Source organism: Variovorax sp. GW823-FHT02B07, assembly GCF_058797695.1.
Genome location: NZ_JBXAJX010000001.1, coordinates 902937 through 916162, shown reverse-complemented (window position 1 = coordinate 916162; position 13226 = coordinate 902937). Strand labels below are relative to the sequence as shown.

The 13226-nt window shown below is 69.6% G+C and carries 14 protein-coding genes; 4 read left to right on the top strand and 10 right to left on the bottom strand.

What is annotated here, in order from left to right; translation table 11 throughout:
• The 7 genes from AC1RGU_RS04295 to AC1RGU_RS04265 all read right to left on the bottom strand — a co-directional run bounded on the left by AC1RGU_RS04295 (position 1) and on the right by AC1RGU_RS04265 (position 7614).
• Positions 1-1254 (bottom strand): ABC transporter substrate-binding protein, encoded by a 1254-nt coding sequence (locus AC1RGU_RS04295; protein ID WP_492694971.1) that lies wholly within the window; start codon positions 1252-1254, stop codon positions 1-3.
• Positions 1255-1303: 49 nt separating this feature from the next.
• Complete coding sequence (locus AC1RGU_RS04290) at positions 1304-2371, bottom strand: maleylacetate reductase (protein WP_492694969.1); 1068 nt, start codon at positions 2369-2371, stop codon at positions 1304-1306.
• 22 nt (positions 2372-2393) lie between these two features.
• Positions 2394-3368, bottom strand: a complete 975-nt coding sequence (locus AC1RGU_RS04285) for a tripartite tricarboxylate transporter substrate binding protein (RefSeq protein WP_492694967.1) — start codon at positions 3366-3368, stop codon at positions 2394-2396.
• A gap of 38 nt (positions 3369-3406) precedes the next feature.
• Positions 3407-4870, bottom strand: coding sequence for an aldehyde dehydrogenase family protein (locus tag AC1RGU_RS04280; RefSeq protein WP_062479615.1), 1464 nt, complete (start codon positions 4868-4870; stop codon positions 3407-3409).
• A 95-nt stretch (positions 4871-4965) separates the two neighbouring features.
• Positions 4966-5973, bottom strand: coding sequence for a hydroxyquinol 1,2-dioxygenase (locus AC1RGU_RS04275; RefSeq protein ID WP_070059783.1), 1008 nt, complete (start codon positions 5971-5973; stop codon positions 4966-4968).
• A 23-nt stretch (positions 5974-5996) separates the two neighbouring features.
• Complete coding sequence (locus AC1RGU_RS04270) at positions 5997-6506, bottom strand: cupin domain-containing protein (protein ID WP_492694965.1); 510 nt, start codon at positions 6504-6506, stop codon at positions 5997-5999.
• 157 nt (positions 6507-6663) lie between these two features.
• Positions 6664-7614: a LysR family transcriptional regulator gene (locus AC1RGU_RS04265; RefSeq protein WP_062479604.1), complete on the bottom strand. Its 951-nt coding sequence runs from the start codon at positions 7612-7614 to the stop codon at positions 6664-6666.
• Positions 7615-7818: 204 nt separating this feature from the next.
• Between AC1RGU_RS04265 and AC1RGU_RS04260 the strand changes: the two genes are divergently transcribed.
• From AC1RGU_RS04260 to AC1RGU_RS04250, 3 genes are read left to right on the top strand one after another with little or no spacing between them, the layout of a single operon-like run.
• Positions 7819-7980: a hypothetical protein gene (locus AC1RGU_RS04260; RefSeq protein ID WP_492694963.1), complete on the top strand. Its 162-nt coding sequence runs from the start codon at positions 7819-7821 to the stop codon at positions 7978-7980.
• A 9-nt stretch (positions 7981-7989) separates the two neighbouring features.
• Positions 7990-8235, top strand: coding sequence for a hypothetical protein (locus tag AC1RGU_RS04255; RefSeq protein ID WP_062479607.1), 246 nt, complete (start codon positions 7990-7992; stop codon positions 8233-8235).
• Between the two features lie 12 nt (positions 8236-8247).
• On the top strand, positions 8248-8499 hold the full coding sequence (locus AC1RGU_RS04250) for a general secretion pathway protein GspL (RefSeq protein ID WP_095949983.1): 252 nt from the start codon (positions 8248-8250) through the stop codon (positions 8497-8499).
• A gap of 12 nt (positions 8500-8511) precedes the next feature.
• Here the strand turns inward: AC1RGU_RS04250 and AC1RGU_RS04245 are convergent, their stop codons facing one another.
• From AC1RGU_RS04245 to AC1RGU_RS04235, 3 genes are read right to left on the bottom strand one after another with little or no spacing between them, the layout of a single operon-like run.
• Entirely contained in the window at positions 8512-10269 is a 1758-nt protein-coding gene (locus AC1RGU_RS04245; RefSeq protein ID WP_492694960.1) for a cytochrome c biogenesis protein DipZ, read from the bottom strand.
• A 27-nt stretch (positions 10270-10296) separates the two neighbouring features.
• Positions 10297-11661, bottom strand: coding sequence for an ATP-binding protein (locus tag AC1RGU_RS04240; protein WP_492694958.1), 1365 nt, complete (start codon positions 11659-11661; stop codon positions 10297-10299).
• Positions 11662-11713: 52 nt separating this feature from the next.
• On the bottom strand, positions 11714-12133 hold the full coding sequence (locus AC1RGU_RS04235; protein WP_492694956.1) for an organic hydroperoxide resistance protein: 420 nt from the start codon (positions 12131-12133) through the stop codon (positions 11714-11716).
• Positions 12134-12326: 193 nt separating this feature from the next.
• Here AC1RGU_RS04235 and AC1RGU_RS04230 point away from each other — a divergent pair, with 193 nt between their 5' ends.
• Positions 12327-13067: a response regulator gene (locus AC1RGU_RS04230; RefSeq protein WP_062470956.1), complete on the top strand. Its 741-nt coding sequence runs from the start codon at positions 12327-12329 to the stop codon at positions 13065-13067.
• Positions 13068-13226 lie beyond the last annotated feature (159 nt).

The window sequence follows — 13226 nt, the reverse complement described above, 5'->3', positions numbered from 1 at the left end:
TCAGAGCAGACGCAGCGCGCCGCCGGTGGGAATCGCCTTCGCGGCCTCGTTGTTCACCAGCGTCAGCTCCACCTTGCGCTGCTTGCCCTTGCCCCACTGGCCGAGCACCAGCGGCGTCTTGCTGACGTTCTTGAACGGGCCCTGCCCGCCCCACTTCACGGGGCCGACCACGGAGTTGATCGAGGTCGCGGCCACGGCATCGCGCACGTCGCCGGCCTTGAGCGACTTCGATCGCGACAGCGCATTTGCCGCCACCTCGAACAGCGCATGCGCAAAGCCGATGGGCTGCGTCCACTGCTTCTTGGTGCCGGCCTCGTAGGCCTCGGCCAGCGCCTTGGCGCTTTGCTGCGTGAGGCTGGAGCTGAAGGGATGCGAGGGGCTCCACCACACCTCGGTCGACAGGCCCTCGCCGAGGTCGCCCAGCGCCTCGATGGCCCCCGGGAACAGCAGCGCCTTGCCGAGCGTGATCACCTTGGGCCTGAAACCCTGCTGGCGCGCCTGCGTGAGGAAGGTCTTGGCGTCGGGCGGGATCACCACGCCGGTGACGATCTCGACGTTGTCGCGCTTGAAGGCCGCGATCTGCGCGCTGAAATCCTGCGTGCCGTTCTGGAAGCGGCCGGGGTCGGTGAGCGTGAAGCCCATCTGCGCGAGCGGCTTGGGAAAGCCCAGTTCCTTGTCGCCCCAGGCGTTGCCGTCGCCGTCGTTGGGGAACAGGCCGCCGACCTTCTTGTTGGTGGCCACGGTCTTCCAGCCGTTGGTGAAGGTGGCGATGACGTCCTCCAAGCCCCAGAACAGGTGGTAGGTCCAGTTGAAGCCCTTGGCCGGATCGCCCTTGCGGCCGAAGAACCACGGCTGCCACGGCACCACGCTGGAGATGCAGGGCACCTCGTTGAGCTCGCAGGCGTCGCTCACCGGGTTGGCGGTCTCGGGCGTGCCGGCGGTGAGCACCAGCGCGACCTTGTCCTTCAGGATCAGGTCGTTGGCCACCTCGCCCGCGCGGTTGGGGTTCGACTGGCTGTCCTTGAGCACGATCTGCACGGCGTACTTCTTGCCGCCCACGCTGAGGCCGTCCTTGAAGGCGGCCTTCATCTGCTCGATCACCCACTTGTCGGCCTCGCCGAAGGGCGCGAGCGGCCCGGTCTGCGGCGACACGTAGCCGATCTTGAGCGTGTCGGCGGCGAACACCCACGGCGCGGCGCCCGTGGCGGCGAGCGCGGCGGCGGCCTGTGTGAACTGTCTGCGGTTGAATGTCATGGCTGTCTCCTTCGTTGTTCGTGTCTGTCTTCGATGCCCGCGCCGTGGCCTAGCCCGGCGGCTCGCCGTCGAAGGCGCGTTGCAGCAGCGCGCGGATCGCGTCGCGCTCGGCCGGGCCGAAGGGCCGCGGATTCCAGTACGGGTTGGCGACGGCGATGTCGGCCGCACGGTCGAGGTCGGCGGCGCGCATGCCGATGTCCTTCAGCGCCACCGGCGCGCCGTTGTCGCGCGCCAGCGCAAACACCGCCTCCGGCGCCGACACGCCGCCGAGCGCGCGCGCGATGCGCGCCATGGCACGCGGCGCGGCCTGCGCGTTGAACGCGAGCGCATGCGGCAGCACCACCGTGTGTACCTCGGCGTGCGGCAGGTTGAAGCTGCCGCCCAGCGTGTGGCACAGCTTGTGGTGCAGGGCCATGCCCACCGCGCCGAGCACGCCGCCGCAGAGCCAGGCGCCGTACAGCGCATCGGAGCGCGCGGCCAGGTCGTCGGGCTGCACGCGGATGGCCGGCAGCGCGCGTGCGAGCGCGGCGATGCCCTCCTCGGCCATCAGGTCCATCACCGGGTTGCTGTCCTGCGCGTACAGGCCTTCGGCCGCGTGCGCGATGGCGTTGATGCCGCTGGTCACGCTCAGGCCCACGGGCAGCGTGCGCGACAGCTCGGGGTCGTAGATCACGGTGCGCGGCAGCACGCGCGGGTCCTTGCCGGTCTTCTTCAGGCCGTTCTCGGTGAGGCCGTAGATCGGCGTCATCTCGCTGCCCGCGTAGGTGGTGGGAATGGCGACGATTGGCAGCCCGGACTCCAGCGCGATGGCCTTGCCCAGCCCCGTGGTGGAGCCGCCGCCCAGCGCCACGGCGCAGTCGGCACCGAGCCGGCGCGCCAGGTCGCGGGCCTCGCGCGCCGTTTCCACAGGCACGTGCATCACGGCGCGGTCGAACAGGCCGGCCGCCTGCGCACCGAGCGAGGCCGCCACGCGCTCGGCCTGCGGGCGCTGCTCGGGCGTGCACAGCACCAGCGCTTTTTTCGCGCCCAGCGCATCGATCTCGCGCGCCAGGTGGCGCAGCGAACCGGCGCCGAACACCACGCGCTGCGGATGGGTGGTGTGGATGAAGTCGTGCATGGCGCGCTCCTTTTCTTTCCGGCTATTCGAGGCTCAGGCGGCGCTCGCGCACCAGCCGGGCCCACTTGTCCTGCTCGGTGCGCAGCACGGCGGCGAACTGCTCGGGCGTGTTGGCGATGCCCGTCAGGCCCTGTTCGCGCAGCCGCTGCTGGAACGCGGGCTCGGTCACGATCTTGCGTACCTCGGCCTGCAGCCGGTCGACCACGGCGCGCGGCGTGCCGGCCGGAGCCAGCAGGCCGACCCAGGAGTTCACCTCGAAGCTGGGGTAGCCGCTCTCGGCCACAGTCGGCACGTCGGCATAGGCGGCCACGCGCTGCGCGCCGGTCTGGGCCAGGGCGCGCAGCCGGCCCGCGTTGACATGCGGCTGGGCCAGCACGGCCGAGAGGAACATCATCTCGACCTGCCCGCCCAGCAGGTCCTGCTGGGCCGGACCGCCGCCGCGGTAAGGGATGTGCGTGACGAAGGTGCCGCTCACGGCCTTGAAGTACTCGGCCGTGAGGTGGTTGCTCGAGCCCGGCCCGACGCTGGCGTAGTTCAGGCGCCCCGGCTGCGCCTTGAGCAGGCCGACGAAGCGCACGAAGTCCTTCGCCTCGACCTTCGGGTTGACCACCAGCACCAGCGGGTTGCTCGCCACCTGGGTCACGGGCTGCAGGTCTTTGGCGATGTCGAAGCTCAGCTTCGGATAGACCAGCGGGTAGGTCGCGTAGCTGTCGAACACCATCAGCAGCGTGTGGCCGTCCGGCGCCGCGCGGGCCACCTCGGCGCCCGCCAGCGTGCCGCCGGCGCCGCTGCGGTTGTCCACGATCACGGTCTGGCCGAGCGCGGCCTGCAGGCGCGGCTGCAACTGGCGCGCGACGGTGTCGACGATGCCGCCCGGCGGAAAGCCCACGACCAGCCGCACCGGCTTGGTCGGCCAGGCCGGTGCCTGGGCCTGCGCGGCCATGCCGCACAGCAGCGTGCAGGCGACCAGGGCCCGGGAAAGGATCGAGAAAGACATCGTGTGCGTCCGTCGGGTTGAAAAGAAAAAGGAAAACGTCAGCGCACGAAGTGCGGCGGAATCTGCGCGTCGACGTTGACCCACACGCTTTTCACCTGCGTGTACTCGCGCATCGCATCGAAGCCCATCTCGCGGCCGTAGCCGCTCTGGCCCACGCCGCCGAAGGGCGAGCCGGGGTTCACGCGCTTGTAGCTGTTGATCCAGACCATGCCGGCGTGCAGGTCGCGCGCCACCTTGTGGGCGCGCTGCAGGTCGCGGGTCCACAGGCCGCTGCCCAGGCCGTAGTCGGTGCCGTTGGCGATCTGCATCGCCTCTTCGTCGCTCTTGAAGGTGAGCACGGTGACGAAGGGGCCGAACACCTCTTCCTGCGCCACGCGGTCCTGGTACGAGCGGGCACGCACCACGGTCGGCTGCACATAGCAGCCCTGCGCCAGGTCGCCGCCGGGCGCGCCGCCGCCCGCCAGCACCTCGCCGCCCTGCGCCTGCGCCACCTCGACATAGCTCAGCACGCGGTCGCGGTGCTGGGCGCTGGTGAGCGGGCCCATCTCGGTGGCCTCGTCGAGCGGATTGCCCAGGCGGATGGATTGGGCCAACGGAATGAACTGCTCGAGGAAGGCGTCGGCGATCTTCTCGTGCAGCATCAGCCGCGAGCCTGCGATGCAGGCCTGGCCCTGGTTGTGGAAGATGGCCCAGGCGCTGCCGTTGACGGCGGCCTGCAGGTTGGCGTCCTCGAACACGATGTTGGGGCCCTTGCCGCCGAGCTCGAGCTGCACCTTCTTCAGGTTGCCCGCGCTGGCCTGCACGATGCGCCGGCCGGTGGCGGTGCTGCCGGTGAAGGCGATCTTGGCGATCTCGGGATGCTCGGCAATGTACTGGCCCGCCACGCTGCCCAGGCCGGGCAGCATGTTGACCACGCCGGGCGGCACGCCGGCCTCGGCCATCAGCTCGGCGATGCGCAGCGAGGTGAGCGGCGTGATCTCGGCCGGCTTCATCACGATGCAGTTGCCGGCCGCCAGCGCGGGCGCCATCTTCCAGCTCGTGAACATGAGCGGGAAGTTCCACGGCACCACCTGCCCGACGATGCCCACGGGCTCGCGCAGCGTGTAGTTGAGAAAGCCCTCTTCCACCGGAATGGTCTCGCCCTGGAACTTGTCGGCCATGCCGCCGAAGTAGCGAAAGCACGCGGCGGTGCGCGGCACGTCGAGCCGGCGCGAGTCGCGGATCGGGTGGCCGGTGTCCAGAGATTCGAGCCGCGCGAGTTCTTCGCCGTTGGCCTCGATGAGGTCGGCCAGCTTCAGCAGGATGCGCCCGCGGTCGGCGGCGGCCATGCGGCTCCACTTGGGGAACGCGCGCTTCGCGGCGGCCACGGCCTTGTCGACGTCGGCCTTGCCGGCCAGCGCGACCTGGGCGATGGGCGTGTTGTCGTGCGGGTTCAGCGTGGCGAGCGTCTCGCCGGATTCGGCGTCGACGAAACGGCCGTCGATGAAAAGCTGGTGGCGGATGGAAAGAGCAGGCATGGGTTCTCCTCGCCCTCCCCGCGCGGGGAGGACTGGATGGATGAATGGCGGGAAGAAGGAAGCGCCGGCGCGCCGGCCGGTCAGAACTCGACCGGGATCTCGGGCGACTCGCCCTTCTGGATCTCGTAGACCAGGCTGGGCGAGCCGTTCTCCCACACCAGCAGCATCGAGCGCTTGGGGCTGAAGCCCTGGTGGCGGCAGTAGGCGGGCATGGCGGCCATGTCGCCGGCCTTCATGATCACGCGGGCCATGGGCTTGCCGGTGTTCTTGTCGCCGCAGTCCCAGTGGATCTCGTCGGTCATCTGGAAGAACCACTCGACGCGGTCGTTGCCGTGGATGATCGGCAGGATGTGCTCCTCGGTCGTCGGGCACATGTAGCTGTGCTTCACGACCGAGGTGAAGCTCGGGTTCCACGTGACCTGCGAGCGGCTCAAAAAGCCGAAGAGGTTGAAGGCATGCACCTCGTTCTCGAAGCCGGGCTCGGGGTGCAGCTCGGGCTGGCCCTGCGGCACGTCGGCGAAGGCGCGGTTGACGGGCGCGCCGCGTGCGTCGCTGCGCAGGTCGAGGTCGCCCTTCAGGCCCACGCAGCGCTTGGCCAGCTCGCGCGCCCGGGTGATCTTGGCGGTGTTGTTGCCGCTCTTGCGGCCGTAGGGCGAGCCGGTTTCCTGCGGCGCGGCGAAGGGGTCGAAGGCCTCGTTGGTCCAGTCGTCGAGCATGGCCTCGAAGGTGGCGCGGATCTGCGCCGTGGGGAAGTTCTCGAGCAGGTCGATGCCCGCGTCCTTCATGGTGCCGTTGAAGCTGCCGGCGTACAGGTCGACCGAGTCGTAGTGGTTGATGGTGCCGAACACGTTGTCGAAATTGACCCAGCCGTAGAAGAAGCCCCAGGCCACGTCGCGCATCAGCGCACGCAGGTAGTTGCCGGCGTCCATGGTGTGGCTCATGGGACGCCCGTCGCGGGTCTTCCAGGTGATGTGGGCGAAGTACTCGTCCCGGCGGAAGCCGAAGCTGCCGAGCGAGAAATCCTTGTAGCCGAGCGTGGCATCGGGCTGCGATGCGATGACCTTGGCGAGTTCTGCGGGTGCGTTCATGGTGTGGCTCCTGGATGGCGGGTTCAGTGCGTCTGGCAGATGTCGGCCCACTTTTCGACCGAGAGGTCGCCCTTGCAGGTCTGCAGAACGATCACGCCCGGGTCGCCGGCGACCCTGAACTGATAGGCGGTGTTCTTCGGCAGCAGGCCCTGGTGGCCGCGCGAGAGCTTCATCCAGCCCATCTTCTTGCCCTGGGGTTCGCCCTTCACGCGCACGGCGCCATTCTTCTCGGTGTCGGCCACGGTCTGGGCCGCATCGAGCTGCACGAGGTGCACCTCGACGTCGCCATCCATCACCAGCGCGAACTCGTCGTGGGCGCAGGTGAACCAGGGCGAGGTGCCTTCGGCGCGCAGCGTTTCCAGCACGTAGATCTGGTTCTGGCCGAACACGACCTTCTCGTAGGGCTGGCTGATGCTGGCGATCTCGAAGCAGTTGGAGAACGCGTAGTGGCGCACGTCGTCGTCGATGGGCTCGACGTGGCCTTTCTCGAAGTGCTTGAGGGACCCGAAGCGGGTCTGGTATGCGACGGTCATGGGTGTCTCCTGAGGTGCCGGACGATGCAGCGTGGTGACTGCGATGTGTGCACTGTAGGAAACGGGGGGCGCGAGCGGTAGGCCCGAAACGCGGGCCGCATTGTTCGGCAAATCCGTTCAATGCACAGGGTTTACCCCGGAACCGACCGCGCTCGCGTCAGGCGTCCCAGATCAGGCCCGGCGGCAGCAGGCCGCGTTCGATCATGGCGGCGTCCCACGGCGGCACCTTCGAGAACGCCTGGGTCAGGTGTTCGATGAACAGGCGCAGCTTGAAGGCATTGCGCGAGGTGCCCGCGTACACCGCGCTGAGCGAGAACGACGACAGCTGGTGCGCCGGCAGCACCACCTCCAGGTCGCCGCGCAGGATCGCCTCGCCGGCCACCAGCGTCGGCAGGCAGACGATGCCAGCATGCTCCATGGCGTACTCGCGCAGCAGGTGGACGCTGTTGGTGAGCAGCGCCGCGCTCATGTACAGCGTGACCTGCTCGCCGGCGTGATGGAAGGTCCAGCGGTCGCGCGTGGGGTAGCCCGAGTACAGGCCGAGCGTGTGCTTGTGCAGCTCGCGCGGGCTCGCGGGCCGGCCGTGCGCGCGCAGGTACTCGGGTGTTGCGCAGAACACGCGGCGCACCGGGAACAGCGGACGCGACACCAGCTCGGTCGACGCCGCCGGAAAGATCTGCAGCGCGCAATCGACGCCCGCCTTCACCGGGTCGACCACCGCGTCGCTCACGATGAGCTCCAGGTGGATGTCCGGAAAGCTCACCTGGAAAGCGCGCAGCAGCGTCGCGAAATGCCCCAGCACGAAACCCGTGAGCGCATGCACGCGCAGCGTGCCGGTGGGCCCGTCCTTGGCGTCGCGCATCTGGTCCATGATGTCGTTGGCCCGCCCGACCAGCTCGACGCAGTCGCGCAGGAAGGCCTGCCCCACGTCGCTGAGCCGGACCACCCGCGTGCTGCGGTGGAACAGCGGCGCGCCGACGTGGTCCTCGAGCTGCTTCACGCGGCTGGTCACCACCGATTTCGATACCCGCAGCTGGCGCGCGGCCTCGGCGAAGCTCTGGGTCTGTGCGACCCGCACGAAGGTCTCTATGTTCTCGAGGCGGTCCATGGGGCATGCAATGTAGCGGTTGCGCGGCGGCGGCCGGTCGGCCGCACGGGTGTGAAGTACTGCGCAATCCCGCACGGAGATTGACCGCACCCTTCTCAATTCGCCCACAAATGTGAGCATTTCCCTGTGAGATTGTTAATACGGCAACTATTGTCCTGCTCCGAAGCACCCCGGGTGCACAAGAAATCGAAGCAGGGAGTTCCCATGACCAAATCCACGATCACCGTGATGCTCGCGCTGGCGGCATCCGTTCTCATGAGCGCGTGCGCGCACCACCAGGCGCCGCCGCCGCGCGCCGAGCCCGCGCCGGCCCACAAGGGCGGCAACTTCTGCCCGCCGGGCCAGGCCAAGAAGGGCAACTGCTGATCGCCCGCCATGCTGAACCCGTTCCTGCGTGACATGACGCCCGACGAACTGCCGACCGGCACCGCGCGGCCGGCCTACATCGCCCTGCTGCCCGTGCTGGCCTATGTGCTCGTCGCCATCGCCTTCCTGAGCATGTCGGTGGTCGTGCCGAGCCTGCTCGTGGCCTGCCTGTTCGCGACCGCGGCGGCCATGTCGCTCGGCGCGGGCGTGGTGCTCGGCATGAGCATCTGGATCTTTCCGCAGCTGTCGAGCTGAGGGCCGCACGCCATGACTACTTCCAACGCTTCCGTCTTCCGCGTCCAGAGCTGGCGCACGACCCTGCTTGCGGCCTCCGTGGTGCTGCTGATCGTGATGGCGCTGCTCATGAAGTGGCTGGTCGAGCTGCAGGTGGAAACCGCGCAGGAGCGCCAGCTGCGCGAAGCCGTCGCGCGCGAGGCCGACGCCCGCTGCTTCGTGCTGCCCACGCGCCAGGAGGTCGACACCTGCCGGGCCGTCAACGCGGCGGGCCTCACGCCCTGACCGGGGCGCCGCTCACCCGAAGGTGAACGCGTAGGCCTGCGCGCCGGCGTCGAGAAACTCGATCTCGAACAGCCGTTCCCTGCCGCTGCCCGCCGACTGCCGCACCAGCTGGTACAGCTTCTGCGCATCGACCACGCCGTGGCCCTGGGCATCGGTGTCGGCGCCGTGGTCCGCCAGCGGCGGCTGGCCGTCGACCCGCACCGTGAAACGCACCGGCTTGCCGTCGGCCATCGGCCCGAGCACCAGGTGCAGGTCGCGCGCCTTGAAGCGGTAGGCGATGCGGCCATTGGCCTGGTTCAGCACGGCCCGCTCGCCCTCCACCGTCCAGTCGCCGCCCAGCGACCACTGGTTGGTGCGCAATGAGGAAGCCATGGGTTCGTAGGCCTTCGCACGGTCGCGCGCGATGCCGCCGGGCGACGCGAAACCGTGCGCCCGCGCATGGCCCAGGTAGGTTTCGCCGGACTGCGCCGGCTCGGCGCCGGGCGCGGCCTGGGTGCCCTGCCCCAGCGGCGCCACCAGCCCGTCTGCGACCTGGGCCTGCCCGGCCTCGGCCAGCAGCTGCTGGATCACCTGCTCGGCCTTGTCGTAGCGGTTCTCGCCGAACTGGTGATGGCGGATGCGCCCCTGCGCATCGACGAAATAGAACGCCGGCCAGGCCTGGTTGTCGAAGCCGCGCCAGATCGAAAAGTCGTTGTCCAGCGCCACCGGGAACCCGATGCCCAGGTCTTTCACGGCCTTGCGCACGTTGGCCGGGTTCTTCTCGAACGCGAACTCCGGCGCGTGCACGCCGAGGACGACCAGGCCCGCGTCCCTGTACTTGTCGGCCCAGGCGCGAACATAGGGCAGCGTGCGCAGGCAGTTGATGCACGAGTAGGTCCAGAAGTCGACCAGCACCACCTTGCCGCGCAAGGCCTCGGGCGTGAGCGGTGCCGAGTTGATCCACTCGGTCGCGCCGGCCAGCGACGGCAGCCGGCCTTCGACACGGAGCTCGCGCGCGGGCACCGGGCGGGTGTCCGCGACGCGCACGAAGCCGGCGTCTGCGCGCTGCGCCTGCGGCGCGTCTTGGCGCAGCGTGTCCACCAGCGCCTGCTCCAGCGCCGACGTGGTGCCCAGCGACAGGCGAGCGAGCCAGCCGGTGTCCAGCCCCAGCGCGATGGCGCCCACGCCGGCCAGCACCGCGGCGCCGGCGAGGCGCCGCACGCCGTCGCCGGTCGGCAGCGTGCGCTTCAGCGCCGACAGCAACCGGCCGCCGGACAGCAGCGCCACCGCGAGCGAGGTGCACGCGCCGGCGGCGTAGGCGAGCAGCAGCAGCGAGGTGCCGACGCTCGCGCCGTTGAGCGCCGCGCCCGTCAGGATCAGCCCAAGGATCGGCCCCGCGCACGGCGCCCAGAGCAGGCCCGTGCCCACGCCGAGCCACAGCGGCGAGAACACCGAGGCCTGTGGCGCATCGGACAGGCGCAGGCCCAGCGCCACCAGCGGCCGGCTCAGGCGCTCGGCCACGCGCGGGAACAGCAGCGTCGCGCCGAACAGCGCGAGCAAGGCCATCGCGGCATAGCGCCCGTATTCGTTGAGCGTGACGATCCAGCCGCCGCCCACCGCCGCCAGCGTGGCGACCACGGCGAAGGCCAGCGCCATGCCCACGAGCATCGGCAGGCCGTGCGAGCGGAAGGGCCGGTCGGCGCGCGCGAACACGAAGGGCAGCACCGGCAGGATGCAGGGGCTCAGGATCGTGAGCACCCCGCCCAGGTAGGCGATGAAGAGGATGAGCATGGGGATGTGAAAGATGGGGGGTCGGGTTCAGCGAGCGGGCGCGGCGGCCAAGGCCAGCCGCGCTTCGAGCCCGCCTTCGGGGCGGTTGTGCAGCGTGAGTTCGGCGCCCATGGCCATGGCCAGCTGGTGCGCGATGGCCAGGCCCAGGCCAGTGCCGCCGGTGCTGCGGTTGCGCGAGCTTTCGACGCGGTAGAAGGGCTTGAGCACCGCGTCGAGTTCGTCGGGGGGAATGCCCGGGCCGTTGTCGAGCACGCTCACCACGAGGCGGCCGCCTTCGCCTTCAGCCTGCACGCGCAGCGTCACGTCGGAGCCGAACTTCAGCGCGTTGTCGATCAGGTTCATCAGGATGCGGCGCAGCGCGTTCGGGCGGCTCACGATCGGCGCACCGGCCCGGCCGTCGAGCCGCACCTGCTGGCCCACGTCTTCGTAGTCGGCCACCATGCTCTCGAACAGCGCGTCGGCGTCGATGCGCAGCGGCGGCTCGGTGGCGCCGTGCAGCGTGCGCGCATAGGTCACGCCTTCGCGCACCAGCGCGTTCATGGCGTCCAGGTCCTGGCGGAATTTCTCGCGGTCGTGCGTGTCGTCCATCAGGTCGGTGCGCAGGCGCATCCGCGTGATGGGCGTCTGCAGGTCGTGCGAGATGGCCGCCAGGATTTCGACGCGCTCCGCCATGTAGCCCGCGATGCGCTGCTGCATGGCGTTGAAGGCGCGCGCCGCGTGCGCCACTTCGGTCGGGCCCTCTTCCGCCAGCGTGCGGCCCTTCAGATCAGGCCCGAGCTGGTCGGCCGCCGCGGACAGCTGCGCGAGCGGCCGCGTCACCAGCCGCACCGCGACCCAGGCGCACACGGCCAGCACCAGCAGCTGGCCCGCCAGCAGCCACATCACCCAGCCCGACACCGGCATGCCCACGCGCATGGCGTGCACGACCACGGACGAGCCGTCGCCCAGCCGCACCTCGATCTGCAGGCCCTCGGGCGGCCAGGCCACCTCGCCGACCTTGACGACCGGGAACGGGCGCATCGCATCGACGATGGCCGCGGCAAACTGCCGCGAAGCCTCCGAAGCAGGCGCGCTGCCCTGCGCGCTGCCGCCCAGCACGAAGCGGTAGTTGCGCCGTTCCAGCCGGTCGAGCCAGCCGGCGCGCTCCGCCGCGGGGAGCCGGTCGAGGATGGCGACCGAGCTCGCGATGTCGCGCTCGATGCCGATCATCATCAGCTCGCGAAGCGCCATGTTCCGCTCGTAGCGGATCGCCGCGAAAGTGAGTAGCTGCGCGATCGCCAGGCCCACCACGATGATCAGCGTCACGCGGGAGAACAGCGAGCCGGGCAGCAGCCGGCGCCAGCGCGGCGCCGTACCGGTCGGAGTCGCAACGGGGTTCGCGGAAGTGGACATGAACAGCTTCTTCAGTCAGGCGGCGTGGCGACGCGTCATCAGCGCAGCGGGCTCACACCAGGTGGATGGCAACGTCGATGTTGCCTCGGGTCGCCTTGGAATAGGGGCAGGTCTGGTGCGCGGCCTCGGTGAGGGCCTGCGCCACCTCGTGGTCCAGGCCCGGCAGGCTCACGTTCAGGCGCGCCTGCAAAAAGTATTCGCCGCCGGCGGTGCCCAGGTCGACCTCGGCATCGACGGCCAGGTCGGGCGGCAGCGCGACCTTCATCTTGCCGGCCGCCTTGCCCATCGCGCCGATGAAGCAGGCCGACCAGCCGGCCGCGAACAGCTGCTCGGGGTTGGTGCCGGTGCCGGCGCTGCCGGGCGACGAGAGCTTGATGTCCAGGCGTCCATCGGAACTGCGCGCCTCGCCGTCGCGGCCTCCCGAGGAGGTGCGGGTCTTGCCGGTGTAGAGGACTTTGTCGATGCGGGTCATGAGGGTTCCTTGAATGCAGGGTGGTTGGAAAACGCACGGATTGTTGGGCCGCCCGCCGCCTGCCGGATCGCCTTCTGTATGCCTGTGTATCTGGCCCGTACATCCACACATTACGTTTCCACGGCCGTGGCCCACGGGCCGCCGGAACGCTACATTGCGGCTGCGGCGCCGTGCCGCCAATGCCTCCCCTGCCATGACGCCCAAGACCTCCGACCACATCCTCATCGTCGACGACGACCGGGACATCCGCGAACTGCTCACCACCTACCTGGTGAAGAACGGCTTGCGCGTGGTCGCGGTGCCCACGGGGCGCCACATGCGCGCCGCGCTCGAGGCGTCGGGGCCCTTCGACCTGATCATCCTGGACCTGATGCTGCCGGGCGAAGACGGGCTCACGCTGTGCCGCGACCTGCGCACCGGCAAGTACAAGGCCACGCCCATCCTCATGCTGACCGCGCGCAGCGAGGAAGCCGACCGCATCCTGGGCCTGGAGATGGGCGCCGACGACTACCTGGCCAAACCCTTTTCCGCGCGCGAGCTGCTGGCGCGCATCCGCGCCGTGATGCGGCGCACGCGCATGCTGCCGCCCAACATGGGCACCGTCGAGCCTTCGCAGAAGCTGGGATTCGGCGAGTGGCAGGTCGACACGGTGGCGCGCCACCTGATCGACGACGCCGGCGTGATGGTGGCGCTCAGCGGCGCCGAGTACCGGCTGCTGCGCGTGTTCCTGGACCACCCGCAGAAGGTGCTCAGCCGCGACCAGCTGCTCAGCCTGACGCAGGGGCGCGAAGCCGAGCTCTTCGAGCGCTCCATCGACCTGCTCGTGAGCCGGCTGCGCCAGCGCCTGCGCGACGACGCGCGCGAGCCGCGCTACATCAAGACCGTACGCAGCGAAGGCTACGTGCTCGCTTCGGCGGTCGAAGCGAGAGACTGACCGACGCCACGCTCTGGCACTGGGTCGGGTGGCGCAGCTCGTGCGCCAGCCCGCCCGCGAAGAACAGCAGCGCGAACCAGAGCTTCTTGAATCCGCGAGGGCACGTCATGGGGATTTCCTTCGGGCGATGAGTGGATGACGGGCGGATTGTTGGCCGCC